The organism is Streptomyces chiangmaiensis (genome assembly GCF_036281785.1).
Classification (GTDB): Bacteria; Actinomycetota; Actinomycetes; order Streptomycetales; family Streptomycetaceae; genus Streptomyces; species Streptomyces chiangmaiensis.
The window spans coordinates 145,227-171,690 of the sequence record NZ_JAYWVC010000002.1; the positions used below are offsets into that span (position 1 = coordinate 145,227).

The window sequence follows — 26,464 nt, forward strand, 5'->3', positions numbered from 1 at the left end:
TCAGCATCGCACCGGGGTTCCTGCCGGTGCGAGTACCGCGTCGTCACGCCCCGAACAGGTCCTGTTGTCCGTTTCCCCCGGTGGTTCCGTGTGGCGCGGTGAGACCGAGGTGAGCCCAGGCAGCCGGGGTCGCCACCCGTCCGCGCGGAGTACGGGCGAGAAGGCCCTCCCGGACCAGAAACGGTTCCGCAACCTCCTCCACCGTCTCACGTTCCTCCCCCACCGCGACCGCGAGCGTGGACAGTCCGACGGGGCCGCCGCCGAACAGCTTCAGCAGCGCCTGCAGGACGGCACGGTCGAGCCGGTCGAGGCCGCGGGCGTCGACCTCGTAGACGCTGAGCGCGGCGCCGGCAATCTCGCGGGTGATCACGCCGTCGGCCTTGACCTGCGCATAGTCCCGGACGCGACGCAGCAGGCGGTTGGCGATGCGGGGGGTGCCGCGGGACCGTCCGGCGATTTCGGCGGCCCCGTCGGGATCGATCTCGACGTCGAGGAGGCTCGCCGAGCGGTGGATGACCCGCTCCAGCTCGACGGGCTCGTAGAACTCCATGTGCGCGGTGAAGCCGAAGCGGTCGCGCAGCGGGGGCGGCAGCAGTCCGGCCCGTGTGGTGGCGCCGACCAGGGTGAACGGCGGCAGCTCGAGGGGGATGGCGGTGGCGCCGGGCCCCTTGCCGACGATCACGTCGACGCGGAAGTCCTCCATCGCCATGTAGAGCATCTCCTCGGCGGGCCGGGACATGCGGTGGATCTCGTCGAGGAAGAGGACCTCGCCCTCCTGCAAGGAGGAGAGGATCGCCGCGAGGTCGCCGGCGTGCTGGATGGCGGGACCGCTGGTGATGCGGATGGGCGCGTCCATCTCCGCCGCGATGATCATCGACAGCGTCGTCTTGCCGAGGCCGGGGGCGCCGGACAGCAGCACGTGGTCGGCGGTGGCGCCCCGCGCGCGGGCCGCGCGCAGCACGAGATCCAGCTGCTCGCGGACCTTCTCCTGGCCGATGAACTCGCCCAGGTCCTTGGGGCGCAGCGCGGCCTCGACGGCCTGGTCCTCACGGTCGGCGGACGCGCCGACGAGCCGCTCGGCGGCGGGGATTTCGGTCGAGTCGTCCCAGTTCATGTGGTGTGCCTCGGGGTGGGGTGGTCGGGCCGGACGGGTCAGCGGGCGCGGTTCAGGGTCTGCAAGGCCGCCTTGAGGAGGGCGCCCACCTGGGGGGTGCCCTCGGTGGCCTCCGCCCGCGGGGCGACCGCGGCGACGGCCTCGTCCGCCTCACGCGTGGCGTACCCGAGGCCGATCAGGGCTGCGTGCAACTGGTCGCGCCAGCCGGAGGAGACCGGCCTGCCGACCGCGGGAGCACCGATCGGCTCACCGAGGCGGTCCTTCAGCTCCAGGAGCAGCTTCTGCGCCCCCTTCTTGCCGATGCCGGGGACGGCGGTGAGGGCCTTCTCGTCACCGGTCGCCACGGCCCTGCGCAGGGCGTCCGGACTGTGTACGGCCAGCATCGACTGGGCCAGGCGGGGTCCGACACCGCTCGCGGTCTGCAGCAGCTCGAATACCTGGCGCTCGTCGTCGTCCGCGAAGCCGTACAGGGTCAGCGAGTCCTCCCGTACGACCAGCGAGGTGGCAAGCTTCGCCGGCCGGCCGACCCGGAGCCCGGAGAGCGTGTTCGGCGTGCACTGGACGGCGATGCCGACGCCGCCCACCTCGACCACCGCGGAGTCCGGGGCGAGGGCGGCAACCGGGCCGCTGACGAAGGCGATCATGCGGGACGGCCTTTCGATGCGTGCAGGGCGACGGCCTGCTGGAGTCGGTTCTGGGCGGGGGCGCGCCAGATGTGGCAGATGGCGAGCGCGAGGGCGTCGGCGGCGTCGGCGGGCTTGGGTGGTGCGTCGAGCCGGAGCAGCCGGGTGATCATGGCGCCGACCTGCGCCTTGTCGGCACGCCCTGTGCCGGTGACGGCGGCCTTGACCTCGCTGGGCGTGTGCAGGGCGACGGGGATGCCACGCCGGGCGGCGCAGAGCATGGCGACGGCGCTGGCCTGGGCGGTGCCCATCACCGTGCGCACGTTGTGCTGACTGAAGACCCGTTCCACGGCGACGAACTCGGGCCGGTACTCGTCCAGCCACTGCTCGATGCCCTGCTCGACGGCGACGAGGCGGTGGCCGAGCTCGGCGTCGACGGGCGTACGGACGACGCCGACCCCGAGCAGGGTCAGCGGCCGTCCGGGAACGCCCTCGACGACGCCGACACCGCACCGGGTCAGCCCCGGGTCCACCCCCAGTACGCGCACGCGCCCTCCCTTCGCTCTCCCCGGGTCGCCGATGGGCTGTCTCCCCGGTTCGTGCAGGCTATCGGGTGCCACCGACAACGATCGGCAAAGCGACGGGCCGACGGGTGGTGCCCCGTCGGCCCGGTCGGTTCGCGGCGGCGTTACGCCTCGACCTTCTCCATGATCTCGTCGCTGACGTCGAAGTTGGCGAAGACGTTCTGCACGTCGTCGCTGTCCTCGAGCGCGTCGATCAGCTTGAAGATCCTCTTGGCGCCTTCCTCGTCCAGCTCGACCTGAACGGAGGGCACGAAGTTGGCCTCGGCGGAGTCGTAGTCGATCCCGCCCTGCTGGAGGGCGGTGCGGACCGCGATCAGGTCGGTCGCCTCGCTGATCACCTCGAAGGACTCGCCTAGGTCGTTGACCTCCTCGGCGCCCGCATCGAGCACGGCACCCAGCACGTCGTCCTCGGTCAGCTCGCCCTTGGGGACGATCACGACGCCCTTGCGGGTGAACATGTACGACACGGAGCCCGGGTCGGCCATGGAGCCGCCGTTGCGGGTCATGGCGACGCGCACGTCGGAGGCGGCGCGGTTGCGGTTGTCGGTGAGGCACTCGATGAGCACCGCGACACCGTTCGGGCCGTAACCCTCGTACATGATGGTCTCGTAGTCGGCGCCTCCGGCCTCGAGGCCGGCGCCGCGCTTGACCGCGGAGTCGATGTTCTTGTTCGGGACCGACTGCTTCTTCGCCTTCTGGATGGCGTCGTAGAGGGTCGGGTTGCCGTCGGGGTCCGACCCACCCGTCCGGGCGGCGACCTCGATGTTCTTGATCAGCTTCGCGAAGAGCTTGCCGCGCTTGGCGTCGATCACGGCCTTCTTGTGCTTCGTCGTGGCCCATTTAGAGTGGCCGGACATCTGCCTGTCTCCTTCGCGTAACCCATCTCTGTGTGAACGCCAGAGATCCTACAAGGACTCCGCCGTCCGTTTGGCTCGCACCATGTCGACGAACAGGGAGTGCACACGGTGGTCGCCGGTCAGCTCCGGATGGAACGACGTGGCGAGCGCGTTGCCCTGGCGAACGGCGACGATGTGCCCCTCGTACTCCGCGAGCACCTCGGCCCCGGCTCCGACGGACTCGACCCAGGGGGCGCGGATGAAGACGCCCTCTACAGGATCGCCCTGGACGCCGTCGACGTCGACGGCCGCCTCGAACGACTCGTTCTGACGTCCGAACGCGTTCCGGCGCACGATCATGTCGATGCCGCCGATGGTCTCCTGGCCCGAACGCGGGTCGAGGATCTTGTCGGCGAGCATGATCATGCCCGCGCAGGTGCCGTAGACGGGCATCCCGTCCCGCACGCGTGCACGGAGCGGTTCCATCACTCCGAAGAGGACGGCCAGCTTGGAGATGGTCGTGGACTCACCGCCGGGGAGGACGAGGCCGTCGACCTCGGCGAGCTCTTCGGGGCGCCGCACCGCCCTGGCCACGGCGTCGGCCGCGGCCAGGGCGATGAGGTGCTCCCGTACGTCGCCCTGGAGGGCCAGGACGCCTATGACGGGTGCGTCGGTCATGTACGTGATGTCCTATGCGGTGTCTTGCCGGCTGCGTCTTACCAGCCGCGGTTGGCGTAGCGCTGGGCCTCGGGGAGGGTGTCGCAGTTGATGCCGACCATGGCCTCACCGAGGTTGCGGGAAGCGTCCGCGATGATCTTCGGGTCGTCGTAGAAGGTGGTCGCCTTCACGATGGCGGCGGCACGCTTGGCCGGGTCGCCGGACTTGAAGATGCCGGAGCCGACGAAGACGCCCTCGGCGCCGAGCTGGCGCATCAGCGCGGCGTCGGCGGGGGTGGCGACGCCACCGGCGGAGAACAGCACGACCGGCAGCTTGCCCAGCTCGGCGACCTCCTTGACCAGCTCGTACGGGGCGCGCAGCTCCTTGGCGGCGGCGTACAGCTCGTGGTTGTCGAAGCCGCGCAGGCGGGCGATGTCGCCCTTGATCTGGCGCAGGTGGCGGACGGCCTCGACGACGTTGCCGGTGCCGGCCTCGCCCTTGGAGCGGATCATGGCGGCGCCCTCGGCGATGCGACGCAGGGCCTCACCGAGGTTGGTGGCGCCGCAGACGAACGGCGTGGTGAAGGCCCACTTGTCGGAGTGGTTGACCTCGTCGGCCGGCGTGAGGACCTCGGACTCGTCGATGTAGTCGACGCCGAGGGACTGCAGCACCTGGGCCTCGACGAAGTGGCCGATCCGGGACTTGGCCATGACCGGGATCGAGACGGCGTCGATGATGCCCTCGATCATGTCCGGGTCGGACATGCGGGCCACCCCGCCGTCCTTGCGGATGTCGGCCGGGACTCGCTCCAGAGCCATGACGGCTACGGCGCCCGCGTCCTCGGCGATCTTCGCCTGCTCCGGCGTGACGACGTCCATGATCACGCCGCCCTTGAGCTGCTCGGCCATGCCGCGCTTGACGCGGGCGGTGCCGGTCTCGGAGTTCTGGGGAGTGGAGAGCGTGCTGGACACGGGTGGGACCTCACTCTGCGAAAAGAGGAAATTCTGCTCGACGAGAGGAAACGCGAAGGTAACAGGCCACTGCAAGGGCCAATGGTGAGCCGGTGGATCGTTTTGCCCCGGCAGGGGATGCCACCGGCGGGTTTCACCAGGCGTTCGGCCGTCACACGGCCGAACGCCCCATGAGTGCCGCCGGCGGCTCGTCGTCCATCTCGAAAGCCATCGGAAACGGCGCATGGCCGGCGAGGCGGAACCAGCGCACCTTGCGGTGACGCCGCAGAGCCCGCGCCGCGCGCACCGCGTCGTTGTGGAAGCGCCGGGCCATCGGCACCCTGCGCACCGCCTCGGTCAGCTCATGGGCCGCCTCCTCACCGCCCGGTGCCTCCCGCACCGCCTGCACCTGCTGCGCCTCCGCGAAGACGGCCCGCAGCGCCTGGCTCAGCTCGCTCTCGGCGACCTCCCGCTGGTCCTCCTCCGCCTGCCGCGCCGCGTGCGCGGCCTCGTACAGGACGATCGAGGCGGCCGGGTCGAGCACGCCGGAGGTCGCCAGCTCCTGGGTGACCGACGCCCGTCGCAGCAGCTGCGCGTCGAGCGCGGCACGCGCCGCGTCGATCCGGGAGTGCAGCCGATCGAGACGCCCCGCGGTCCAGCTCAGGTAGAGGCCGATCGCGACGAGGGCGACAAGGATCCAGATGAGGGTTGGGCTCACGGGCGGCAAGGCTACCGGGCCGCCCTCGCACGCCCCTCAGCGTCCCGCCGGCCACGGAGGCGGCCTGCCGTCCGTCGCGCGGGAGGCGGGCAGCCGTCGGCGGGGGCCTGCGACGCTCCGTGCCGTCGGCGTCGAACGACACGGAGCGCCGGCGGCCCCCGCGCTCCGCGGCCGCCGCGGAGGCGGACCGCGGTCGGCACCGGCCGGCCGTCGGCCGGGATGCGAATCCGGGCGGGCTCAGTCCCGCGCCAACCCCAGGCGCGCCCGCAAACCCGTGCGTTCGTCCGCGGCCACGGCGGCCGCGCCTTCCGTCACCGTCTCGTAGACCGACAGGATCTCCGCCCCGACCGTCGACCAGTCGAAGCGCCGTACATGGGCGCTGCCCCGCGCTCGCAGTTCCGCTCGCCGCTCCGGGTCCTCCAGAAGCCGCAGGGCCGCGGCGGCGAGTGCGTCCGCGTCCTCGTTGGCGAACAGTTCGCCGGCCGCGCCCCGGTCGAGGACCTGGGCGAAGGCATCGAGATCCGAGGCGAGCACGGGGGCCTGCGCGGACATCGCCTCGACCAGGACGATCCCGAAGCTCTCACCGCCGGTGTTGGGTGCCACGTAAAGGTCGACGCTGCGCAGGAAGCGGGCCTTGTCCTCGTCGCTGATCATCCCGAGGAACTCCACACGCGAGCGCAGGTCCACGGGGAGCGTCTCCACCGCCTCCTTCTCGTCACCGCGTCCGGCGACCAGCAGCCGGGTCTGCGGGCGGGCGGCCAGGATCTTCGGCAGGGCCCGCATGAGGACGGGCAGTCCCTTGCGCGGTTCGTCGATGCGCCCTATGAAACCGATCGTGTCGCCCTGCCACTCCGGCTTGGGCTTGGCCTTCGCGAAGAAGTCGACGTCCACGCCGTTCGGGATCACCACCGCGTCGCCGCCCAGGTGCTCCACGAGCGTGCGCCGTGCGTACTCGCTCACCGCGATCCGGGCGCTGATCTTCTCCAGGGCCGCCTGGAGGATGGCGTAGGCGGCGACCATCGCCCGGGACCGCGGGTTCGACGTGTGGAAGGTCGCCACGATGGGACCCTGCGCCGCCCAGCAGGCCAGCAGGCCCAGCGACGGCGAGGCCGGCTCGTGGATGTGGATGACGTCGAACCGGCCTTCGTGCAGCCAGCGCCGCACCCGGGCGGCGCTCAGGAAGCCGAAGTTCAGCCGGGCCACCGAGCCGTTGTACGGCACCGGGACCGCGCGGCCGGCCGAGACCACGTACGGCGGGAGGGGGGTGTCGTCGTCCGCGGGGGCGAGCACGGAGACCTCGTGCCCGAGGCGGATGAAGTACTCGGCCAGATCACGGATGTGGAACTGGACGCCACCCGGCACGTCCCAGGAGTACGGGCAGACGATGCCGATCCTCACGAGGTCCCCTTCTCGGGCCGCGAGGGGGCCTTGGCTGGATCCAGGTCAGCGAGCCACAAGCGCTGCAGCATGTGCCAGTCCTCCGGATGCTCGGCGATCCCCGTGGCGAAGGCGTCGGCCAGCGCCTGTGTCATGACAGACGTCTTCTCGGCCCGGGTGCCTGTCTCAGGTACCTCGATGGGGGGATGTACGCGGCCCTGCATGACGGGCGACTCGTCGTACCAGAGGGTCACGGGCAACAGTTGCGCACCGGTCTGCTGCGCGAGCAGCGCAGGTCCCGCGGGCATGCGGGCCGTCTCACCGAAGAAGGAGACCTCGATGCCGGAGGCGGACAGATCTCGGTCGGCCACCAGGCAGACCAGTCCCCCGTCGCGCAGCCGCCGGGCCAGGGTGCCGAACGCGGAGCCGCCGCTGTGCGGCAGCACCTCCATGCCGAGGCCCTCGCGGTAGGCGACGAACCGGTCGTAGAGCGTCTCGGGCTTGAGCCGCTCGGCGACCGTCGTGAAAGGTATCTCCAGCTTGGTGGTCACCCAGGCGCCGGCCAGGTCCCAGTTCGCCAGGTGCGGCAGCGCCAGGACGACGCCCCGGCCCTCGGCGAGTCCGTCGGTCAGGAAGTGCAGGTCTTTGGGATCGAAGGCGTCCCTGACGCGCTGAGCGCTCCATGTCGGCAGCCGGAAGGACTCCATCCAGTAGCGCAGGTAGGAGCGCATACCCGCCCGGCCCAGCTCGGCGAGCCGCTCCGGGCCCGCGTCGGGCACCACGCGCGCGTAGTTGCTCTCGAGTCGCTCTACGCCCTTGCCGCGCCGCTTCCAGGCGAGGTCCGCGATGCCACGGCCCAGCCGGGTGGCGACGGGCTCGGGCAGCGTCTTGACGGTGCTCCAGCCGAGGCCGTAGAGCCCGTCCGTCAGTCGTTCCTGGAGGCTGGTCACGTCGCCGCCTCGCCCTCCCGCCCGTCCTGCCCGCCGATCACTTCGCCGCCCCGCTCCCATGCTCGGCATTCTCGCTCTTCTCCGCGGCCGCGGCGGCGTCCGCCTCGGCCGATTCCCGGCGCACCGTGACGACGCGCTGGACCAAGGTGACCAGGCTGCCGACGGCGACGATCCACAGGGCGATCGGCAGCAGCACCTGGATGCCGGGTACGCCGAACTTGTGCAGTCCGGCGAAACCGGCCGCGACCAGCGAGATGACCAGGCGCTCCGCGCGCTCCACGAGTCCGTTGACCGCCACGGGCAGGCCGATCGACTCGCCCCGGGCCTTGGTGTATGACACCACCTGCCCGCTGGCCAGACAGAAGAGCGAGACCGCGCACAGCAGGTCGTTGTCGCCCTTGCCCGCGTACCACAGGGCGAAACCGCCGAAGATCGCGCCGTCCGCGACCCGGTCGAGCGTGGAGTCCAGGAAGGCGCCCCAGCGGCTGGTGCGGCCCAGCTGGCGGGCCATGTTGCCGTCGACGAGGTCCGAGAACACGAACAGCGTGATGACGACCGTGCCCCAGAAGAACTCGCCCCGGGGGTAGAAGACCAACGCGCCCGCGATCACACCGGCGGTACCGATGAGTGTGACCGTGTCGGGGCTGACGCCCCGGCGGATGAGAAACGCGGCGAACGGTGTGAGGACACGCGTGAAGAATGCACGCGCGTACTTGTTCAGCATGGCCTTCCCGACGGTCGGTGAGCCGCGCGGCCCCTGGTGGCCACCGGCGGGCCCATCGTAGTCACGCACGCGTGCGAGCGAGGCCCGGGCACCCACACTCCGTGTCACGTCATGACGGCGTCGCGATCACGAAGCGGTCGCCACGCGCCGAACACGGCCGGAAGGCGGGATCGCGTCCTTCGTATGGACGCACCGTGACGCGAGTGCAAAGCTCGAATTCACCGCGGGCGTCACGGAGCCGCCATCGCACGCGGATCCGCATGTCCGCGCCCCCAGTGACCTCACCGTGCACGGGAGGCAGGATCATGGGCGACAAGACGAATGCACACACCGGAGCCGCCGGCAGGGCCACGGCGGCCGACCACCCCGCGTCCGTACGGAATGTGGTGCTGGTCGGCCACAGCGGATCGGGCAAGACGACTCTGGTGGAGGCTCTCGCGCTCACAGCGGGAGCCGTGAACCGGGCGGGCCGTGTGGAGGACGGCGGCACCGTCTCGGACTACGACGAGATCGAGCACCGGCAGCAGCGCTCAGTGCAGCTCTCCCTGGTCCCCGTCGACTGGGACGGGGTCAAGATCAACCTTTTGGACACTCCTGGATACGCCGACTTCGTCGGGGAGCTCCGGGCCGGTCTGCGCGCCGCGGACGCGGCCCTTTTCGTCGTCTCCGCCTCGGACGGGGTGGACGGCTCGACCCGGATGGTGTGGGACGAGTGCGCGGCCGTCGGCATGCCGCGTGCCCTCGTGATCACACACCTGGAAGCCGCCCGGGCCGACTTCGAGGGGATGACCCGGGTCTGTGCCGAAGCGTTCGGTGGGGACGACCCCGACGCCGTGCTGCCGCTGTACCTGCCGTTGCACGGCGCGCCGGGACCGGACGGGCACGCGCCGGTGACCGGGCTGACCGGGCTGCTCACGCAGAAGCTGTTCGACTACTCCTCCGGCGAGCGCAGGGAGTCCGAGCCCGGGACCGATCAGTTGCCGCGCATCGAGGAGGCCCGCAACCGGCTCATCGAGGGGATCATCGCGGAAAGCGAGGACGAAACTCTCATGGACCGCTATCTGGCGGGCGAGGAGATCGACCTCGGCACGCTGATCCAGGACCTGGAGCGGGCCGTCGCGCGCGGCACGTTCTTCCCGGTCCTGGCCGCCGCGCCCGCCGCCGACGGCGCTCGTCAGGGCCTCGGCACGGTGGAGCTGCTGGAGCTGGTCAAGGGCGGCTTCCCCACCCCGCTGGAGCGGGCGGCGCTCGCCGTCACCACTCCGGACGGCAAGCCGCGCGAGCTCGCGCTGTGCGACCCGGACGGACCGCTCGTGGCGGAGGTCGTCAAGACGTCCTCCGACCCCTATGTGGGCCGCGTCTCGCTGGTGCGGGTGTTCTCGGGCACACTGCGCCCCGACGACACGGTGCACGTCTCCGGGCACGGGCTGGCCGACCGAGGGCACGAGGACCACGACGTCGACGAGCGCATCGGGGCCCTGTCCGCGCCGTTCGGCAAGCAGCAGCGCTCCCTGAGCCACTGCATCGCGGGCGATCTGGCGTCCGTGGCGAAGCTGAACCGGGCGGAGACCGGGGACACGCTCTCGGCCAGGGACGACCCGCTGCTCATGGAACCGTGGGAGATGCCCGACCCGCTGCTGCCGCTGGCCATCCAGGCGCACAGCAAGGCGGACGAGGACAAGCTCAGTCAAGGACTCGCACGGCTGGTCGCCGAGGACCCGACCATGCGGCTGGAGCAGAACCAGGACACCCACCAGGTCGTGCTCTGGTGCCTGGGCGAGGCCCACGCGGACGTGGCCCTGGAACGGCTGCGCAACCGGTACGGCGTCCAGGTCGACGTGGTGCCGCACAAGGTCTCCCTGCGGGAGACGTTCGCGGGCAGGTCCGCCGGGCGCGGCCGCCATGTGAAGCAGTCGGGCGGGCACGGCCAGTACGCGATCTGTGAGATCGAGGTCGAACCGCTGCCCGGCGGCTCCGGCGTCGAGTTCGTGGACAAGGTGGTCGGCGGAGCCGTCCCGCGTCAGTTCATCCCCTCCGTCGAGAAGGGCGTGCGCGCACAGGCCGCCAAGGGCCTGGCCGCAGGTCACCCCCTCGTCGACGTCCGGATCACGCTCCTGGACGGCAAGGCGCACTCCGTGGACTCCTCCGACGCCGCCTTCCAGACGGCGGGAGCGCTCGCCCTGCGCGAGGCGGCGGCCGGCGCCACGATCCACCTTCTGGAACCCGTCGCGGAGGTGTCGGTGCTCGTCGGCGACGACTATGTGGGCGCCGTGATGAGCGATTTGTCCGGGCGGCGCGGCCGGGTGCTGGGCACCGAGCAGACGAGCGGCGGCCGCACCCTCGTACGGGCCGAGGTGCCGGAGATCGAGATCGGCCGCTACTCGGTCGACCTGCGCTCCCTCTCGCACGGCACCGCTCGCTTCAGCCGCTCCTACGCGCGGCACGAGCCGATGCCGCCGCAGCTTGCGGCGAAGGTGCGCGAACAGGCGCAGGACGCCTCGTAGTCGGACCCGGCTCGCTTCACGTCCGCGGCGCGATCGGGCCGAGGGGACGCCGGAGCCGGGAGGCCGACCGCGCGAAGGCCCGAAGGGCCGGGCGCGGGCGGTCACCCGGCTCCGGGCAGGCGCGCGCCTGTCCACGGGCTTGTGGGCCGTCCGCCGACGCGTGGCGCTGTGTGCGGATACGCTGATCACCTGATCACGTGAAGACGCGATCAGCGCGATGACCTGTTCAACAGGTGTGCGGAGCAAGGAAGTCGGGAAGGCCGCAGGAGCGGGTTCGGCGGCGAGGGGGCGGCAGTGACGGACGGATTCGATTTCAGCCCCGGGGCGCAGGTGCCCCTCTCGGGGTCCGCGGGCCAGACGGCGGCGACCTATGCCCTGGCGTCGGCGGCCTACCGGGACGCGAAGCTCGAGACGATCCTCGACGCCGACAACGAATGGCACCAGTCGACGGTCAACCCCGGCCGTGCGTGGGCGAAGATACTCCGGCCCAACCTCGGTGAGGCCTTCTCGCTCGCGGTGCGGGACCGCATGCTGGGCGCCAATCGCAAGCCACTCATCCAGTCCTTCGGTACCGAACCTCAGGTGGTCGTGGAGCACTGCCTGGCCGCCCACCGCATCCGCAGGGAGCGCGACAACTGGCTCTCCGCGGTGACGGTGCTGTGCGGAGTGCTGTTCCTGCCGGGGATGCTGGTGTGGCTGCTGGTGTTCCAGATCCGAGCCTCCGTGGCCAGGCGCGACGACAAGCGCGCCTCCGCCCTCGGCACCGCGCTGCTGGTCGGTGTGGGCGCCCTTGCCGTGATCTTCCTGATCCGCATGCCGTTCACGGGCTTCTGGGCGTTGTACGCCCGCGCCTCCGTCGTCATGCCCGTCGTCGGCTGGTTGTGGGCGAAGCAGATCTGCGAGCGGACGGCGAAGGACCTGCGGGAGCGCTGGGAGAGCCTGCTCGCCGGCGGCGGCCTCGGCGCGAAGATCCCCGAGGCGGTGCCCGGAAGCCCCGGCGAGACCTCCGCCGAGCGGCTGCGCCAGGCGCTCGCGCGGCTCAGCGCCGAGCAGCAGTCCAACTCCGTCTTCTACGCCGGGCCCAAGGGCATCCTCGGGATGGGCACCCGCTGGGGCAGCTGGCAGCTGGCCGAGGACCTGGTGCCGCGCGAGAAGGACAAGGAGATCCACCCCTTCCGCAGCTGGGATGTGATCAAGGCCGTCCACCACCAGTTGGGCATGCTGACGCGTGGTCCGCTCAACACCGGCGGCTTCCCGACCCCGTCGATCCGGCACTGGATCGTCAGTCCCATCGGGGAGAAGGCCAAGGAGGTGTCGCGTCCCAAGGGCACGGACGTGGACGCGTACCAGATCAAACCCCACGCCATACAGGAGATCTGCAACAAGCAGCAGTTCGGCGGGGGTGAGCGGCACTACCTGGGGGTCCAGTGGACGCTCTGGGACGGCCAGTTGATCATCACCATGCTGATCACCGTGACGGTGCTGCACGAGACGCTGCGCATCGAGGTCACCGGGCACGCCCTGGGCCCGGTGAACGCCTTGTTCACGACCAAACCCAAGGCGCCGACCAAGAAGGTGCAGAAGCAGGTCAGGTTCTGGGAGACACGAGAGGTGAAGCTGCCGCTGGTGGACACGGACGAGGTGGTGCGGCTCGCGGTCCGCGCCCCCTTCACCGCGTATCCGCCCCTGCTGAACTGGCTCGGCGGCTCGCTGACGCTGCCCGAGCCGTTCGGCCTGCGGCACGCCTGGGCGGACCAGCCGTGGCGGCACCGTTTCATGGCGGACGACGCGCTGCGCGCGGCCACGCCGGTGCTGCGAGTGGTGCACGCGGCGGCGATCCGGGTGCTGGAGGAGAACGGCGTGGACACGGAGAAGTTCGGCACACGGTCGACGTTCCTCAGCACGCAGGTGCAGGACGTGTCACCGCGGAAGGCCGACGTCTACGACGCGTAGTGCCCGCGCCGGCCGGACCGGCGCGCAGTGGGGCGGCCGTCCTCGGGGGCTGCCGCTCCGGTCCCCCTCATCCGCCTCGGCGTCCTCGCTGTCACGCCCCGGAGGGCCCGCTGTCCGTGGGCCACGCCTCCGCCAGCATCTTGCGGGTGTCCGCCAGCAGCTGCGGCAGCACCTTGGTGTGGCCGATCACCGGCATGAAGTTCGTGTCGCCACCCCAGCGCGGAACGATGTGCTGGTGGAGATGAGCGGCGATGCCCGCGCCGGCGACCGTGCCCTGGTTCATGCCGATGTTGAAGCCGTGGGCGCCCGAGGCCGTGCGCAGGGCGGTCATGGCCTGCTTGGTCAGCTCGGCGAGTTCCACGGTCTCCGGTTCCGTGAGGTCCGTGTAGTCGGCGACGTGGCGGTAGGGCACGATCATCAGATGGCCGCCGTTGTACGGGTACAGATTGAGCACCGCGTACACCTGCTCGCCGCGTTTGACGATCAGCCCGTCCTCGTCGGACTTGGCCGGGATCGCGCAGAACGGGCAGCCGTCGCCGGCCCCCGGACCGGTCGGCTTGTTCTCGCCCTGGATGTAGGCCATCCGGTGGGGCGTCCACAGGCGCTGGAACGCGTCCTGCGTTCCCACTCCGATCTGCTGCTCCGGCTCACTGGTCATGCAGTGCAGCATATGGCTTCACCCGTTCGCGGCGTGTCGGCGGGCTCGGCGAAATCCGCCCCGAGCCAAGCCGGCCCGATACACGACGACAGCCGTACGGCCTGCTGGGAGCGGCGGACGGGACCCGCTCGGGGTCGCCTCACTGCTCTGTCTCGCCTCGGCGGAGGGCCCCGGGGAACGCCCCCGGGGGCCCTCCATCACGTACGCGTCAGACCTGCGCCCGCTCCTCGACGACCTTCACGATCTTGGCGATGGCCTCGTCGAACGGAATGCCGTTCTCCTGCGAGCCGTCCCGGAAGCGGAACGAGACCGATCCGGCCGCCATGTCCTCGTCGCCCGCGATGACCATGAAGGGCACCTTCTGCTTCTGGGCGTTGCGGATCTTCTTCTGCATGCGGTCCGAGGAGGAGTCCACCTCGACGCGCAGCCCCTTCTTCCGGGCCGCGGCGGCGAACCGCTCCAGATACTCCACATGCGCGTCGCCGATCGGGATGCCGACCGCCTGCACCGGGGCGAGCCACGCCGGGAACGCGCCCGCGTAGTGCTCGAGAAGCACCGCGAAGAACCGCTCGATCGAGCCGAAGAGGGCGCGGTGGATCATCACCGGGCGCTGCTTCGAGCCGTCCGGGCCGGTGTACTCGAGGTCGAAGCGCTCGGGCAGGTTGAAGTCCAGCTGGACCGTCGACATCTGCCAGGTGCGGCCGATCGCGTCCTTCGTCTGGACGGAGATCTTCGGGCCGTAGAAGGCGGCGCCGCCCGGGTCCGGGACCAGCGGGAGGCCCTGCTTCTCGGCGACCTGGCGAAGGGTCTCGGTGGCTTCCTCCCAGGCGTCGTCCGAGCCGACGAACTTCTCCGGGTCCTTGGTGGACAGCTCCAGGTAGAAGTCCGTGAGGCCGTAGTCGCGCAGCAGGTTCAGCACGAAGGTGAGCGTCTTGTCGAGCTCGTCGGCCATCTGCTCACGCGTGCAGTAGATGTGCGCGTCGTCCTGGGTGAAGCCGCGGGCGCGGGTGAGGCCGTGCACGACGCCCGACTTCTCGTACCGGTAGACGGTCCCGAACTCGAAGAAGCGCAGCGGCAGTTCACGATAGGAGCGGCCGCGCGCGTCGAAGATCAGGTTGTGCATCGGGCAGTTCATGGGCTTGAGGTAGTAGTCCACGCCCTCGTCGAGCTGCATGGGCGGGTACATGCCCTCGGCGTACCAGTCCAGGTGGCCCGACGTCTCGAAGAGCTTTCCCTTCGTCGCGTGCGGGGTGTAGACGAACTCGTAGCCCTCTTCCTCGTGACGCCGGCGCGAGTAGTCCTCCATGACCCGGCGGACGATGCCGCCCTTGGGGTGGAAGACGGCAAGACCCGAGCCGATCTGCTCCGGGATGGAGAACAGGTCGAGTTCGGAGCCCAGCTTGCGGTGGTCGCGCTTCTCGGCCTCGGCGAGGAAGTCCAGGTACGCCTTCAGCTCGTCCTTCGACGGCCAAGCGGTGCCGTAGATGCGCTGGAGCATCGGGTTCTTCTCGCTGCCGCGCCAGTAGGCGGCCGCGTTGCGCATCAGCTTGAACGCCGGAATGTTCCGGGTGGAGGGCAGGTGGGGACCGCGGCAGAGGTCCTTCCAGCACAGCTCGCCGGTCTTGGCGTCAAGGTTGTCGTACATCGTCAGCTCGCCGGCGCCCACCTCGACGTCCGCGCCGTCCTCGCTGGAGGGCGACCCCTTGAGGCCGATCAGCTCCAGCTTGTACGGCTCCTTCGCGAGCTCCTCACGGGCGGCCTCGTCGGTGACCACACGGCGCTCGAAGCGCTGGCCACGCTTCTGGATCTCCTGCATCTTCTTCTCGATGGCCTTGAGATCCTCGGGCGTGAACGGCTTCTCGACGTCGAAGTCGTAGTAGAAGCCGTCCTTGACCGGCGGGCCGATGCCCAGCTTGGCCTCCGGGAACAGCTCCTGCACGGCCTGGGCCATCACATGCGCGGTGGAGTGCCGAAGGATGTTGAGGCCGTCTTCGGAGGAGATCTCGACGCCGTCGACGGTCTCGCCGTCCTTCACCTCGTACGCGAGGTCCTTCAGCTCCCCGCCCACGCGCGCGGCGATGATCGAGCGCTCGCCGGCGAAGAGGTCGGCGGCCGTAGTGCCCGTCGTCACCACGCGCTCTTCCCGCTCGGAATCGCGTTGGATGATCACACGGACGTCTGACACCGGTCTCTCCTGACTGCTGGTGGATGCGGCGCCATACCTGGAGCGCGCGCACTACCGGATCGTACCGACCCGCGGCCATCCTCCGCGAAACGGTTACGGTCAGTCCCCGCCGCAGGCCTCTTCGAAGAAGTCCAGGTTCTCCTGCAGCGACTTCATCAGCCGGTCCCGCTCGGCCTCGTCGACCTGCACCGGTGCCACTCCGGACGCCGCCACCAGGCGCCGGAAGCCGCCCCGGCTCTCCAGCCGCCCGTGCACCCGCACCGGCAGGCCGACGAGGTGGGCGTGCCCTGCGATCCGGTAGGACTCCTCGTCCAGCGTCATCCGGACGTGAGGAACCTCGGCCCCGGCGATGACCCGCAGCCGTACGGTGCCTTCACCCCGGGGCCCCGACCTGCGCAGCCGGACGACGGCCCCGGTGATCCGCACCGGCACGGACGGCTCCTCCCGCTGATAGCGGGCCGAGGCCTCGCGCAGCACGGGCAGGTCGCCCGGTGAGAACTCGACCGGCTCGCCGGGCGCCGCGCAGCCCTCGGGGACACCGGCGGCGGGCGCCCACTCGACGGCGATCCGGGCACCCTCGGATCCGCGTACGAGGGCGACCAGCGCCTCGGTCAGCTCGTGGCTCACGCCTGCCTCCACGGCGGCGTCGAAGGCGTCCATGCCACCGGTGGCCCGTTTGTAGTCGATGGCCTCCCTGGCCGCGTTCAGGGCCTGGTGCAGGCGCACGGCGAGCGGCCTGCCGGTGGAGACGGGCGTGAAGGCGGTGAGCCGGCGGCCGCCGGCGGCCGCGCCGACCAGCACATGTTCCAGAGATGCCGCCGCGGGCCTGCGGTGGCGGGCGCCGTAGTAACCCGCACGCGCGCGTGCGGCCAGCGCGCCCGCCATCAGCATCTGGCGGGCGGCGGAGCGCAGCTGGTCCTCGACGGCCCAGGGCGCCGCGCCCGCGGGTCCCGCCGGGACGTCCCGCCACCAGTGGATCTCGTCGCTGGGCACGGCCAGCCCGAGGAGCACGTCCCTGGCCGCGGGCGAGCCGCTGCGGGACAGCGCGACGAGGGCCTCGCCTATCAGGTCGTCGCTGTCGGGGAAGGCTCGGCTCTCCGGCACCAGCAGACTTGTGCGGCCGCCGCCCGGGCCCGGTGGGGTCCACCGGCCGTAGCGCCCGGCGGCTCCGCCCCGGCGCTGCCAACCGTGGCGGTCCAGCAGGGCGCCGAGCACGGTGGGATCGACCTGGTCGGGCGCGGGCGGCTGGTTCCACAGCGGCTCGGCCGGGTGCGGCCGCACGGCGCGGGCCGGCTCGTCGAGGGGACGGTGTGTCACGGTCTGCCTCCCGTTCCGACCCGGGTCATGATCTCGCACAGGGCTCGGTCGTCGAATATGCGTGAAGTGGGGATGCGTACGGTGGTGCGGCGCCGGCCCGTGATCGGGTGTCCGGCCAGGTTGACCCAGTAGCAGCAGTGCCGCAGGTCGAGCCGGTCGTGGCCGGCCCGCAGCCATTGCTCCTGGGACCGCGGAACGATCATCACGACCAGGATCTTGTGCACCGACACCGGGGTGCGGGCGAGCTTCGCCAGATGCTCGTTGTCGAGCGTGAACGAGAAGAAGCGGCCCGGTGGGTTCGGCGGGATCTGGTAGGTGCATTTCAGCTGCACCTTGATGGTGACCTCGTCGTCCACCGTGTGCCCGGGCGCGCTGTGACTGACGTGCCAGTCGATGCCGTTGTCCGGAAAGGGCTGTGACAGTGAGCAGCCGGCCGCGGCAGCGACCGCGTGCAGATAGCCCACCTGCAACGTCTCCATGCAGGCGGTGGTGGCGAGTGTGCCGCGATGGGGTGCCGTCCGCTCGGGCAGCAGCCCGCCCCGTTCGGGCTGCGCTATCGCCATGACCAAAAAGCCTTCCCAGCTGAGAGAGTCCCCGTGACGGGCCCGTGAACTGCAAAGACCCGTACTCCTGTTGTGTCCTTCCGGCGTACGACGCAAACAGCCCGGGTATCACCAAACGGGCAGAAGACGGTGCGTCAGCTGCCAAGGGTGAACGAGGAGTTGTGTAGGCATGACGTGCTGGTACGAGGGCCCTCTGGCCGCCTTTGACACAGAGACCACAGGAGTTGACGTCGAGACCGACCGGATCGTGTCGGCCGCCGTCGTCGTCCAGGACGCCCCGGGCGCCCGGCCGCGGGTGAGCCGGTGGCTGGTGAACCCGGGTGTGCCGGTACCCGCCGAGGCGACGGCGGTGCACGGGCTGACGGAGGAGCATCTGCAGCGCAACGGCCGCTGGCCGTCGCCGGTGATGGAGGAGATAGCCAGGGAACTGGGCGAGCAGGCCGTCCGGGGCCGGCCGCTGGTGGTGATGAACGCGCCGTTCGATCTGACGCTGCTGGACCGGGAGTTGCGCCGGCACCGTGCGTCCTCGCTCGAGGACTGGTTCACATCGGCGCCACTGCGCGTGCTGGACCCGCGGGTCCTCGACAAGCATCTGGACCGCTACCGCAAGGGCCGCCGCACGCTCACCGACCTGTGCGCGCACTACGGAGTCGTGCTGGACGGAGCACACGACGCGGCGGCGGACGCGGCGGCCGCGATGGACGTCGTACGGGCCGTGGGGCGCCGTTTCGCGGCCCGTCTGGACCGGCTGACGCCGGCCGAGCTGCACACCTTGCAGACGACATGGCACGCGGCGCAGGCGCGCGGGCTGCAGGCCTGGTTCGCGCGCAGCGGTACCGAGGAGTCGGTGGACCCGGCGTGGCCGCTGCGGCCGGAACTGCCGGCGGCCGCCTGAACAAGCGAAAACCGGCCCGCCATGACGGACCGGTCTTCTCCGGGTGGGCGATACTGGGTTCGAACCAGTGACCTCTTCGGTGTGAACGAAGCGCTCTCCCACTGAGCTAATCGCCCGGGAACGCACCGAACAATACAGGTCCGGGCCGGGTTCCTTCAAACCGCTTGGAGATGGGCGAGGAGTCCCCGCCGCCCGGCGCGCATCATCAGCCAGTGGTTGGCGAGGAAGAAGGGCCGCCCCGGCACGGCGAGCCTGCTGAGCAGAGGTTTGTTCACATCGACCACCTGGTCGTAGCGGGCGAGGGAACCGGATGCGGCCGCGGTGACCGTCCAGCGTGCCCAACCGTCGACGTCGCCGGACAGCACCGCCTCCAGGACCCCGGCCTCCGGGTCGCGCCGCACCTCGCGCGCCGTGAAGGTCAGGTCGTACGGCAGCAGCGAGCGGATCCGGACGACACCGGTCGTGTCGTCGAGCCGGGTCACGTCCCGCACCTGGCGCCACCACCTCGGGTACTCCTCGGGCCGCTCCAGCACCGCGTACACGGCGGCGGGCGGCACGGGCAGAGTCCACAGGCTGCGGAAGCGGTAGTGCGTCCAGTCCATGAACAGAGTCTGCCCGCGACCGGCGCCGCCGATTGAGTACGCGTACTCATGCCGCCCGGGCGGACGCGGACCACAATGCGGCTGCGAGCGCCGCCGCCCGTGCGGCGGCGCTCCCCCCGGAAACACCGTGTCCCGCGGTCACCGAAGTCGGCTGCCTGCCCTGCCCGGTGGTTGCTGCCGTTCGCCCGCCACTCCGTCGCACCCCCTGGGCCGAAGTACCGGACCTCTTCCCGGAACTGGCCGGCACTCATATTCCCGGCGTCCGGCAGGACTTGAAACCGAAGAGAACACCCCTTTTGTCGTACTTCTCGAGACATGCCGCGATGTTCCGGAATACGGCCGGAGGATTTCCGTCCGCTCCCTGGCGCTGGAACACCTCCCGGAACGGGACACAATCCGGGAAGTCCGTCCCCATCTTGATCTTCTCGATCTTCGGACAGTTCTTTTCGGAGGGCGCGACGGACCGGTCGGCTCTTTTCGCGTCATCGATCGACACTCACCGGGCGTAACGGAACGTAACCTTCCGACCCCCGTCGGCCGCGTCGTGAATCGTTTCGAGCAGACGCTCCCCGCCGGTCCCCGTACGGACACACGACGAGGGCGGCGTGACTCACGGTGCTCGTGAGTGCACACCGCCCTCGACCTTGTGGGCGATACTGGGATCGAACCAGTGACCTCTTCGGTGTGAACGAAGCGCTCTCCCGCTGAGCTAATCGCCCGGGCGTACGGAGCACATTACCGCATGTCAGGTGCGCCTCCGACCAGCTGCCGACGGCGACGGAGCGCTACTGCTCGATGTTCCAGGGCATCGCCACGCCGAACCTCCAGACGTAGGCGCCCGCGAGCACCGCCACGATCGTCACGCCGACCGTCGTCAGGACGATGTTGCGCCGGCGCACCTTGGGGTCGAGGGCACGCTGGGCCGCCTCGGTGACCTTGCGCTTCGTCCAGCGCAGCACCAACTGCGCCCAGACGAACTCGGTCGCCCAGAGCGCCATGCCGGCGAAGATCACCAGCCAGCCCGGACCGGGCAGCGGAAGCAGGACCACACCCACGGCGACGATCGCGAGACCGATCACGAAGACGCTCACCTGCCAGCTCAGGTGCAGCACCCTTCGCGCCTTGATGAATTCCGGCGCCCGGGAACCGAGCGCTCGCTCCGCCTTCGTTTCCTTCGCAGCCACGGCGATCTTGCCCCGCTCGTCACTCCCCGTATTCATGCGAACAAAGCCTACCGGAGAGAAACCGGTCACCAGATTGGGCGAACCACACAAACGCGATCTCGGCCGGATGAGCTACGCAAAGAAAGGCAAAACACTCAGAGGGGTTTACAACGGCACCGTAGGTGGCATGTCGATTTCGCCGACGTGCGAATCCCCGAGCGCACACTGAGCGAAAGGCCTTGGCGCTTATGAACACCACGGTCAGCTGCGAGCTGCACCTGCGCCTCGTTGTGTCGAGCGAGTCCTCACTGCCTGTACCCGCGGGACTGCGGTATGACACGGCCGATCCCTACGCCGTGCACGCCACTTTCCACACCGGAGCCGAGGAGACCGTCGAGTGGGTGTTCGCCCGCGACCTCCTCGCAGAGGGCCTGCACCGGCCCACAGGGACGGGCGACGTCCGCGTCTGGCCGTCCCGCAGCCACGGTCAGGGCGTCGTGTGCATCGCCCTGAGTTCCCCGGAGGGTGAGGCCCTGCTCGAGGCCCCGGCGCGGGCCCTCGAGTCGTTCCTGAAGCGGACCGACGCCGCCGTGCCACCCGGCACGGAGCATCGCCATTTCGATCTCGACACGGAGCTCTCCCACATCCTGGCCGAGAGCTGACGCGACACCTCGAACAGCCCGGCGCCGTCCACTCGGGGAGACGGCTCGGGCCAGGACAACCGCATACGGCACACCCAGGGCGCCGTCGCCGCGAACCGTCGCGGTGGCGGCGTTCCAGGTGTGTACAGAGGGTGACGAAGTCGTCCCGGATCGTCAGAGGAGGGCCGTGTGCGCCGCACGGAGCCGTTCCGGTCGTCAAGAGGCGGTCTCCGGCCCGGCCCGCGGCCGTCCCATGGCGGCGAGGAGCCGCTAGGCTCGGCCAGCATCGGCGGGCGTCCGCCCGACCCCCAGGCCAGGGAGCGACACGTGTTGATCACCCACGACACCCGGTGCGCGCTCGACCTCGTGGTAGATCTGGTGAACACCACACCCGAGGGCGACGAGACGGACGGGCTCCCGGATGTCGCCGCCCTCGACGGTTTCGCACGCGACCACGACCTGAGCGACGTCGGCGTCCTCTCGGAGTTCGACCTGTCGGCCGTGCGGAAGATCCGCGGGCGGTTCGCGGCGGTCTTCGCCGCGGCGGACGCCCGGACCGCCGCAGGGCTGATCAACGATCTGGTCGCGGCAGCCGGGACGACGCCCCGGCTCACCGACCACGACGGCTACGACTGGCACGTGCACTACTTCGCACCCGGCGCCTCCGTCGCCGATCACATCGCCGCGGACTGCGGTATGGCCCTGGCGTTCTTCGTGGTCGCCGGGGAACAGGAGCGGCTGCGCCGCTGCGAGGCGCCGGACTGCCGGCGCGCCTTCGTCGACCTTTCCCGCAACCGTTCCCGCCGCTACTGCGACAGCCGCACCTGCGGAAACCGGCTCCACGTGGCCGCGTACCGGGCACGCCGCAAGGAGGCGGCGGGCTGAGTGTCGCGCTGCCGGGCGACCGGGCAGTGACTCCCCGTTCGCGCCGAGCGGGGGCTGACGGAGCCCTCGGCGGGTGGCGCCAGGGGCTCCGCATACGGCTCAGAGCATCAGCAGGTCGTGCAGTGATGCCATGAGCAGCAGGCAGCCGATAACCGCAAGGAAGATCATCAGCGGTGGCTGGGAAAGCGCGAAGAGACAGCCCCGACGCTCCTCGGGAGGAGCAGCGGTGTCGCTCTGGGTTCTGTCCAGCATCTCGCGGCGATGATGACGCAGCCAGCACCCGCTACGCGATCAACACGCTCGGAATGGCGGGGAGTTCTCTCATATCCGTGATCTACGGAACGAAGCTGATCTCGGCGTGTGCGACCGTGATCATCCCGGGGCGCCGCGCGACCGTTGTGTCGTTTCGACGCGTGCCCGCGACCATGCCGTGCCTCAGATGCCGTGCTTCTTCAGGATGGCCTCGATGTCACTGAAGTCGTCCGTGGAGTCGCCCGCCCGAGGGGTGGCCTTGGGGCGGGTCGCCGCGGGAGCTGCGGTACCCAGCGCCGGAGCGGAGGCGGCCGGGGCCACCGGCTCGCGCTGCGCGGCCCGTGCCGCCTTGCGTTCCTTGCGGGTGCCGCCACGGCGACGCTCCAAGGCCCGCGTGGTCGCGAACAGCAGCCAGGCGACACCGAGCACGCCGAAGCCCGCCCATGCCGTGGGGCTGAACGCCGTGTCGGCCAGCCAGCCGACGACGCCCGTCATCACCAGGCCGACCGGCACCAGCGCGTACGCGGCGATACGCGCCGCCGTCAGGAAGCGCTTGCGCCAGGCCGTGACCGCGGCGATCCCCAGGCCGGCCGCGGAGACGGCGGAACAGACTGTCTCGGCAATCATCGCGACCTCCAGGGTGGTGATCGTTCGGGCAGGGTCGGTTCGTCCCTTCCATCCTGCACCGCCGCACACCCCGCGGGCCACGGTCGAAACGGACCTCAGGGAGATCTCCGGGTCTGCTCCTCCTCAGGGCGCGGCCCCGTCTCCACCCCCTGGCGCCACAGGTGCCGCCTACGCCTCACCTGTCCCGGTCGGGTCCCGTTTGGGGCACGCCCGCAAGGACTGGGAGACTGTTGAGCATGAGTGACTCCTCCCCCGCCCGCGCCGGCGCCCCCGTCCTGGACGTCTGGTGCGAACTCCAGTGCCCCGACTGCCGCACCGCCCTCGAGGACCTGCACGCCCTGCGCGCCCGCTACGGTGACCGGCTGGAGCTGCGGCTGCGGCACTTCCCGCTGGACAAGCACCCGCACGCCTTCGCCGCCGCGCAGGCCGCCGAGGAGGCGCTGACGCAGGGGCAGGGCTGGCCGTACGTGGAGGCCGTTCTCGGCCGGGTCGAGGAGCTGAGCCGCCGGGGCGAGGCGTTCCTCGTCGAAGTGGCCGGTGAACTCGGCCTGGACGCAGAGGAGTTCGACACCGCCCTGGTCGACGGCCGGCACATCCTGATCGTCGACGCCGACCAGGCCGAGGGCAAGGCCATCGGGGTGACCGGCACCCCGACGTATGTGATCGACGGCCTGCGTCTCGACGGGGGCAAGAGCCAGGAGGGCCTGCGGGAGCGCATCGAAGAGATCGCGGACCGGCTGCTGGCCGAGGGGGCCTGAGTCTCAGGCCAGGTCCTTGTAGAAGTTGTACGAACTGGTCTCGTACCCCAGCGAGGTGTAGAGACGTTCGGCCGGGGCATTGCCCGCGAAGACGTGAAGGGCGATGCGCCCCTCACCGCCCTCGGCCGCCTGCGCCTCGGCGAGCCGCATCAGCGTGCGCCCGTGGCCGCGGCCCCGGTGCTCGGCGTGGACCTCCACGTCCAGGACGAACGCGGTGTCCGGCCACAGACCCAGCCACAGGATGCCGACCGGATCCCCGTCGCTCTCCAGGACGCTGATCACCGTGTTCTCGCTGGCCAGGCCGTCCGGCAGGAATCGAACGTCGCTCTGCTCGGCCTTGGCGTACGCCTCGGCGGTGGACGCTCCCCGCTCGATCAGGCTGCGCGCGAAACTTTCCCGCTCCTGTGCCCGCCACGGGCCGTACTCGGCCTCGGTCATGGGACGGGCGACGAGGCCGGCGGACAGCCGGGGCACGGTGGCCTCCAGCCGCTTCTCCATGTTCCGGCTGCGCAGGACGTACCCGAGTGTCGTCGCCAGCCGGAGGGCCGCCTCGGCGTCGCCGGGCACCGAGGCCTCGATGCGCTTGCAGCCCCAGCCGCGCGCCACCTCCTCGGCGGCCAGCGCGGCCACGGTGCCCCTGCCCCTCCCGCGGTCCGGCTCCTCGATACGCAGGTCCGCGAGGCAGGCCACGGTGGGCCCGTACTCGGGGTGTGTGGACAGGTGTATCCCACCGATCGGACGGCCGTTCACACACACCTGATAGCGCCGTGAACGCGTTCCGTCCGGGTCGTGGCGAAGCGGCTCGGTCGGCCGCAGGGTCGTGGTCATCACAGGTGTTCTACCCGGTGCCGCGCCATGGGGCAGCCGAATTTCGCCCGGCTCAGGGGTCGAGGTCGTTCCGCGCCCGCTCGTCGAAGATCCGCATCGCCTTGGCGGTCACCGGACCCGGCGCACCCGGCAGTTCACGGCCGTCGACCCGGTGCACCGCCTGCACGTCCCGCAGCGTGGAGGTGAGGAAGACCTCGTCCGCGCGCTCCAGGACGTCAAGCGGCAGTTCGGCCTCCTTGGCACCCGCCCACTCGACGGTGAGCGCACGGGTGATGCCCGCGAGGCAGCCGGAGGCGACCGGCGGGGTGTGGATCTCGCCGTCGAGGACCACGAAGACGTTCGACCCGGTGCCTTCGCAGAGCTGCCCGACGGTGTTGGCGAACAGTGCCTCGGAGGCGCCCTGTTGGGAGGCCCGGGCGAGGGCGACGACGTTCTCGGCGTACGACGTGGTCTTCAGGCCGGCCAGCGCGCCGCGTTCGTTGCGGGTCCAGGGCACGGTGATCACGGCGGTGGCGTCGGGACGCCGGGTCGTCCCGCCGACGGCGACCACGAGGGTCGGACCCCGGTCGCCACGGTCCGAGCCGAGCGGGCCGTGGCCGCCGGTGTACGTGATGCGCAGGCGGCCGAGCGGCACCGGCTCGGCCTCCAGCACCGCGGCGCAGGCGCGCCGGACCTCGTCGAGGTCGGGGTCGGGAAGGCCCAGGCCGCGCGCCGAGCGAGTGAGCCGGTCGAGGTGACGGGTCAGCGCGAACGGCCGTCCGTGGACGGTCTTGACGGTCTCGAAGATGCCGTCGCCGACGGTCAGTCCGTGGTCCAGGACGGAGACGCGGGCGGACTCGACGTCCTTGAGCCCGCCGTCCAGCCAGATCTTCACGTGAGGGTCCCTCCACTCGCCTCGTGCGCGCCCGACGCTACCGTGAGCAGCCGGGCGGCCTTCAGTTCGGTCTCCTCCCACTCCCTCTCCGGGTCGGAGCCCCAGGTGATGCCCGCTCCGGCGCCGAAGCGCAGCAGGGCGGCGTCCCCCGGGGTCCGGTCGATCCAGAACGTGCGGATGCCGACCGCCAGCTCGCCCACTCCCCGGTCCGCGTCGACCCAGCCGATACCGCCGCAGTAGGGGCCGCGGGGCGCGGTCTCCAGGGCGTCGATGATCCGCAGGGCGCTGGACTTGGGCGCACCGGTGATCGAGCCGGCCGGGAAGGTGGCCTCGAGCAGCTCCGGCCAGCCCGCGTCCGCGCGCAGTTCACCGCGGACCGTGGAGACGAGGTGCACCAGTCCGGGATGCTTCTCGACGACGCACAGGTCGGGCACGGACACGCTGCCGGAGGTACAGACACGGCCGAGGTCGTTGCGGACCAGGTCCACGATCATCACGTTCTCGGCGTAGTCCTTCTCCAGAAGGTCCTCCTCGGTGCGCCCGGTGCCCTTGATCGGGCCGGAGTCGACACTCCGGTCGTCACGGCGCAGGAAGAGCTCGGGGGAGGCGGTGGCGATCTCCACCCCGTGCTCGGGCAGGCGGATCGTCCCTGCGTACGGCGCCGGATTGCCGCGCGCCAGCAGGGAGGTCAGCGCGTCCACATCCGCGTCGGACGCGACCGGCGCGGAGAGCACGCGGCAGAGATTCACCTGGTAGACCTCGCCGGTCGCGATGTGCTCGCGGATCTTGCGCACTCCCGCCGTGTACGTGGCGCGGTCGAGCGAGGACGTCCAGTCACCGGTCGCCGGGCCCCGCCATCGGCCCGGCACCGGGGCGGGCACGGGCTCCTCCCGTACGTCCTCGAAGCGGGCGCAGGTCAGACGCCCCTCGTAGTCCGCGCAGACCGCCCAGAAGCCGGCCGAGTCGAGGGCTGCGGGGTCGCTGGTGACATCGAGGAGACCGGTGGCGACACGGTCACCGAAACGTGCGAGAGGAGGCAGGTTGAGCACACTCTCGAGTCTATGGCGGGTGTCCTGTCGGTGGCCCGGACATGTCCCCGTGGGGCCCTGACCATGACCTTGACCAGGCGCAGCGCAGCACGCTGCACAAACGCGTTTTTGTACTGGCTCCGGAATCCGCTAGAGTTCAACACGTCGCCGGGACGTGGGAGCGGACCGAAACGACAA

General features: G+C 70.6%; 27 protein-coding genes, 2 tRNA genes and 1 pseudogene. 6 read left to right on the plus strand and 24 right to left on the minus strand.

The window, feature by feature from the left end; all coding sequences use genetic code 11:
* Positions 1 to 43 precede the first annotated feature (43 nt).
* The 10 genes and pseudogenes from ruvB to pgsA form a co-directional block, all read right to left on the minus strand.
* Positions 44 to 1,114, minus strand: a complete 1,071-nt coding sequence (gene ruvB / locus VXC91_RS01480; protein WP_329504486.1) for a Holliday junction branch migration DNA helicase RuvB — start codon at positions 1,112 to 1,114, stop codon at positions 44 to 46.
* 38 nt (positions 1,115 to 1,152) lie between these two features.
* Positions 1,153 to 1,758, minus strand: coding sequence for a Holliday junction branch migration protein RuvA (gene ruvA / locus VXC91_RS01485; protein ID WP_329504487.1), 606 nt, complete (start codon positions 1,756 to 1,758; stop codon positions 1,153 to 1,155).
* Complete coding sequence (gene ruvC / locus VXC91_RS01490; RefSeq protein WP_329504488.1) at positions 1,755 to 2,285, minus strand: crossover junction endodeoxyribonuclease RuvC; 531 nt, start codon at positions 2,283 to 2,285, stop codon at positions 1,755 to 1,757. Before ruvC ends, ruvA begins: the two co-directional genes overlap by 4 nt.
* A gap of 140 nt (positions 2,286 to 2,425) precedes the next feature.
* Entirely contained in the window at positions 2,426 to 3,178 is a 753-nt protein-coding gene (locus tag VXC91_RS01495; RefSeq protein WP_329504489.1) for a YebC/PmpR family DNA-binding transcriptional regulator, read from the minus strand.
* Between the two features lie 48 nt (positions 3,179 to 3,226).
* The gene (gene pdxT / locus VXC91_RS01500) at positions 3,227 to 3,835 is read right to left on the minus strand and encodes a pyridoxal 5'-phosphate synthase glutaminase subunit PdxT (RefSeq protein WP_329504490.1); all 609 of its coding nucleotides are present in this window, start codon (positions 3,833 to 3,835) and stop codon (positions 3,227 to 3,229) included.
* 38 nt (positions 3,836 to 3,873) lie between these two features.
* Entirely contained in the window at positions 3,874 to 4,785 is a 912-nt protein-coding gene (gene pdxS / locus VXC91_RS01505) for a pyridoxal 5'-phosphate synthase lyase subunit PdxS (protein WP_329504491.1), read from the minus strand.
* 151 nt (positions 4,786 to 4,936) lie between these two features.
* Positions 4,937 to 5,482, minus strand: a complete 546-nt coding sequence (locus VXC91_RS01510) for a LemA family protein (RefSeq protein WP_329504492.1) — start codon at positions 5,480 to 5,482, stop codon at positions 4,937 to 4,939.
* 237 nt (positions 5,483 to 5,719) lie between these two features.
* Entirely contained in the window at positions 5,720 to 6,880 is a 1,161-nt protein-coding gene (locus tag VXC91_RS01515) for a glycosyltransferase family 4 protein (protein ID WP_329504493.1), read from the minus strand.
* On the minus strand, positions 6,877 to 7,809 hold the full coding sequence (locus VXC91_RS01520; RefSeq protein ID WP_329504494.1) for a phosphatidylinositol mannoside acyltransferase: 933 nt from the start codon (positions 7,807 to 7,809) through the stop codon (positions 6,877 to 6,879). Before VXC91_RS01520 ends, VXC91_RS01515 begins: the two co-directional genes overlap by 4 nt.
* A 37-nt stretch (positions 7,810 to 7,846) precedes the next feature.
* Positions 7,847 to 8,589 (minus strand): annotated as a pseudogene (gene pgsA / locus VXC91_RS01525) (phosphatidylinositol phosphate synthase).
* Positions 8,590 to 8,838: 249 nt separating this feature from the next.
* On the opposite strand from pgsA, the gene VXC91_RS01530 reads away from it, so the two are divergent.
* Together VXC91_RS01530 and VXC91_RS01535 are read left to right on the plus strand one after the other, a co-directional pair.
* A complete protein-coding gene (locus VXC91_RS01530) occupies positions 8,839 to 11,037 on the plus strand; it encodes an elongation factor G-like protein EF-G2 (RefSeq protein WP_329504495.1) in 2,199 nt (732 codons plus the stop codon).
* Positions 11,038 to 11,331: 294 nt separating this feature from the next.
* Positions 11,332 to 12,990 (plus strand): hypothetical protein, encoded by a 1,659-nt coding sequence (locus VXC91_RS01535; protein ID WP_329504496.1) that lies wholly within the window; start codon positions 11,332 to 11,334, stop codon positions 12,988 to 12,990.
* A gap of 91 nt (positions 12,991 to 13,081) precedes the next feature.
* Here VXC91_RS01535 and VXC91_RS01540 read toward each other — a convergent pair whose 3' ends face one another.
* From VXC91_RS01540 to VXC91_RS01555, 4 genes are all read right to left on the minus strand, one after another.
* Positions 13,082 to 13,660 (minus strand): HIT family protein, encoded by a 579-nt coding sequence (locus VXC91_RS01540; protein WP_329504497.1) that lies wholly within the window; start codon positions 13,658 to 13,660, stop codon positions 13,082 to 13,084.
* A 196-nt stretch (positions 13,661 to 13,856) separates the two neighbouring features.
* A complete protein-coding gene (thrS, locus tag VXC91_RS01545; RefSeq protein ID WP_329504498.1) occupies positions 13,857 to 15,833 on the minus strand; it encodes a threonine--tRNA ligase in 1,977 nt (658 codons plus the stop codon).
* A 99-nt stretch (positions 15,834 to 15,932) separates the two neighbouring features.
* Complete coding sequence (locus tag VXC91_RS01550) at positions 15,933 to 17,150, minus strand: hypothetical protein (protein WP_329504499.1); 1,218 nt, start codon at positions 17,148 to 17,150, stop codon at positions 15,933 to 15,935.
* Positions 17,147 to 17,713, minus strand: coding sequence for a DUF4365 domain-containing protein (locus VXC91_RS01555; RefSeq protein WP_329504500.1), 567 nt, complete (start codon positions 17,711 to 17,713; stop codon positions 17,147 to 17,149). The genes VXC91_RS01550 and VXC91_RS01555 overlap by 4 nt, the downstream gene beginning before the upstream one ends.
* A 169-nt stretch (positions 17,714 to 17,882) precedes the next feature.
* Between VXC91_RS01555 and VXC91_RS01560 the strand changes: the two genes are divergently transcribed.
* Positions 17,883 to 18,608 carry a 3'-5' exonuclease gene (locus tag VXC91_RS01560; protein ID WP_329504501.1) on the plus strand — a complete coding sequence of 242 codons (726 nt, stop codon included), beginning with the start codon at positions 17,883 to 17,885 and terminating at the stop codon, positions 18,606 to 18,608.
* A 44-nt stretch (positions 18,609 to 18,652) separates the two neighbouring features.
* Here the strand turns inward: VXC91_RS01560 and VXC91_RS01565 are convergent.
* From VXC91_RS01565 to VXC91_RS01585, 5 genes are all read right to left on the minus strand, one after another.
* Positions 18,653 to 18,724 (minus strand) — tRNA-Val (locus VXC91_RS01565).
* A 39-nt stretch (positions 18,725 to 18,763) separates the two neighbouring features.
* Entirely contained in the window at positions 18,764 to 19,210 is a 447-nt protein-coding gene (locus VXC91_RS01570) for an SRPBCC family protein (protein WP_329504502.1), read from the minus strand.
* Between the two features lie 247 nt (positions 19,211 to 19,457).
* Entirely contained in the window at positions 19,458 to 19,706 is a 249-nt protein-coding gene (locus VXC91_RS01575) for a hypothetical protein (protein WP_329504503.1), read from the minus strand.
* 151 nt (positions 19,707 to 19,857) lie between these two features.
* Positions 19,858 to 19,929, minus strand: a tRNA-Val gene (locus VXC91_RS01580).
* A gap of 66 nt (positions 19,930 to 19,995) precedes the next feature.
* A complete protein-coding gene (locus VXC91_RS01585) occupies positions 19,996 to 20,430 on the minus strand; it encodes a TIGR02611 family protein (RefSeq protein WP_329504504.1) in 435 nt (144 codons plus the stop codon).
* 191 nt (positions 20,431 to 20,621) lie between these two features.
* Between VXC91_RS01585 and VXC91_RS01590 the strand changes: the two genes are divergently transcribed.
* Positions 20,622 to 21,035 (plus strand): SsgA family sporulation/cell division regulator, encoded by a 414-nt coding sequence (locus VXC91_RS01590; protein WP_003959770.1) that lies wholly within the window; start codon positions 20,622 to 20,624, stop codon positions 21,033 to 21,035.
* Positions 21,036 to 21,341: 306 nt separating this feature from the next.
* Entirely contained in the window at positions 21,342 to 21,899 is a 558-nt protein-coding gene (locus VXC91_RS01595) for a CGNR zinc finger domain-containing protein (protein WP_329504505.1), read from the plus strand.
* A 99-nt stretch (positions 21,900 to 21,998) separates the two neighbouring features.
* On the opposite strand, the gene VXC91_RS01600 is transcribed toward VXC91_RS01595, so the two are convergent.
* Both VXC91_RS01600 and VXC91_RS01605 read right to left on the minus strand, forming a co-directional pair.
* On the minus strand, positions 21,999 to 22,151 hold the full coding sequence (locus VXC91_RS01600) for a hypothetical protein (protein WP_252423638.1): 153 nt from the start codon (positions 22,149 to 22,151) through the stop codon (positions 21,999 to 22,001).
* A 183-nt stretch (positions 22,152 to 22,334) separates the two neighbouring features.
* Complete coding sequence (locus VXC91_RS01605; RefSeq protein WP_329504507.1) at positions 22,335 to 22,778, minus strand: hypothetical protein; 444 nt, start codon at positions 22,776 to 22,778, stop codon at positions 22,335 to 22,337.
* 236 nt (positions 22,779 to 23,014) lie between these two features.
* Between VXC91_RS01605 and VXC91_RS01610 the strand changes: the two genes are divergently transcribed.
* On the plus strand, positions 23,015 to 23,536 hold the full coding sequence (locus tag VXC91_RS01610) for a DsbA family protein (protein ID WP_329504508.1): 522 nt from the start codon (positions 23,015 to 23,017) through the stop codon (positions 23,534 to 23,536).
* Positions 23,537 to 23,539: 3 nt separating this feature from the next.
* Here VXC91_RS01610 and VXC91_RS01615 read toward each other — a convergent pair whose 3' ends face one another.
* From VXC91_RS01615 to VXC91_RS01625, 3 genes are read right to left on the minus strand one after another with little or no spacing between them, the layout of a single operon-like run.
* Entirely contained in the window at positions 23,540 to 24,364 is an 825-nt protein-coding gene (locus VXC91_RS01615; protein ID WP_329504509.1) for a GNAT family N-acetyltransferase, read from the minus strand.
* Positions 24,365 to 24,416: 52 nt separating this feature from the next.
* Positions 24,417 to 25,238, minus strand: a complete 822-nt coding sequence (locus tag VXC91_RS01620) for an aminotransferase class IV (protein WP_329504510.1) — start codon at positions 25,236 to 25,238, stop codon at positions 24,417 to 24,419.
* Positions 25,235 to 26,287, minus strand: coding sequence for a chorismate-binding protein (locus VXC91_RS01625; protein WP_329504511.1), 1,053 nt, complete (start codon positions 26,285 to 26,287; stop codon positions 25,235 to 25,237). Before VXC91_RS01625 ends, VXC91_RS01620 begins: the two co-directional genes overlap by 4 nt.
* Positions 26,288 to 26,464: the final 177 nt, after the last annotated feature.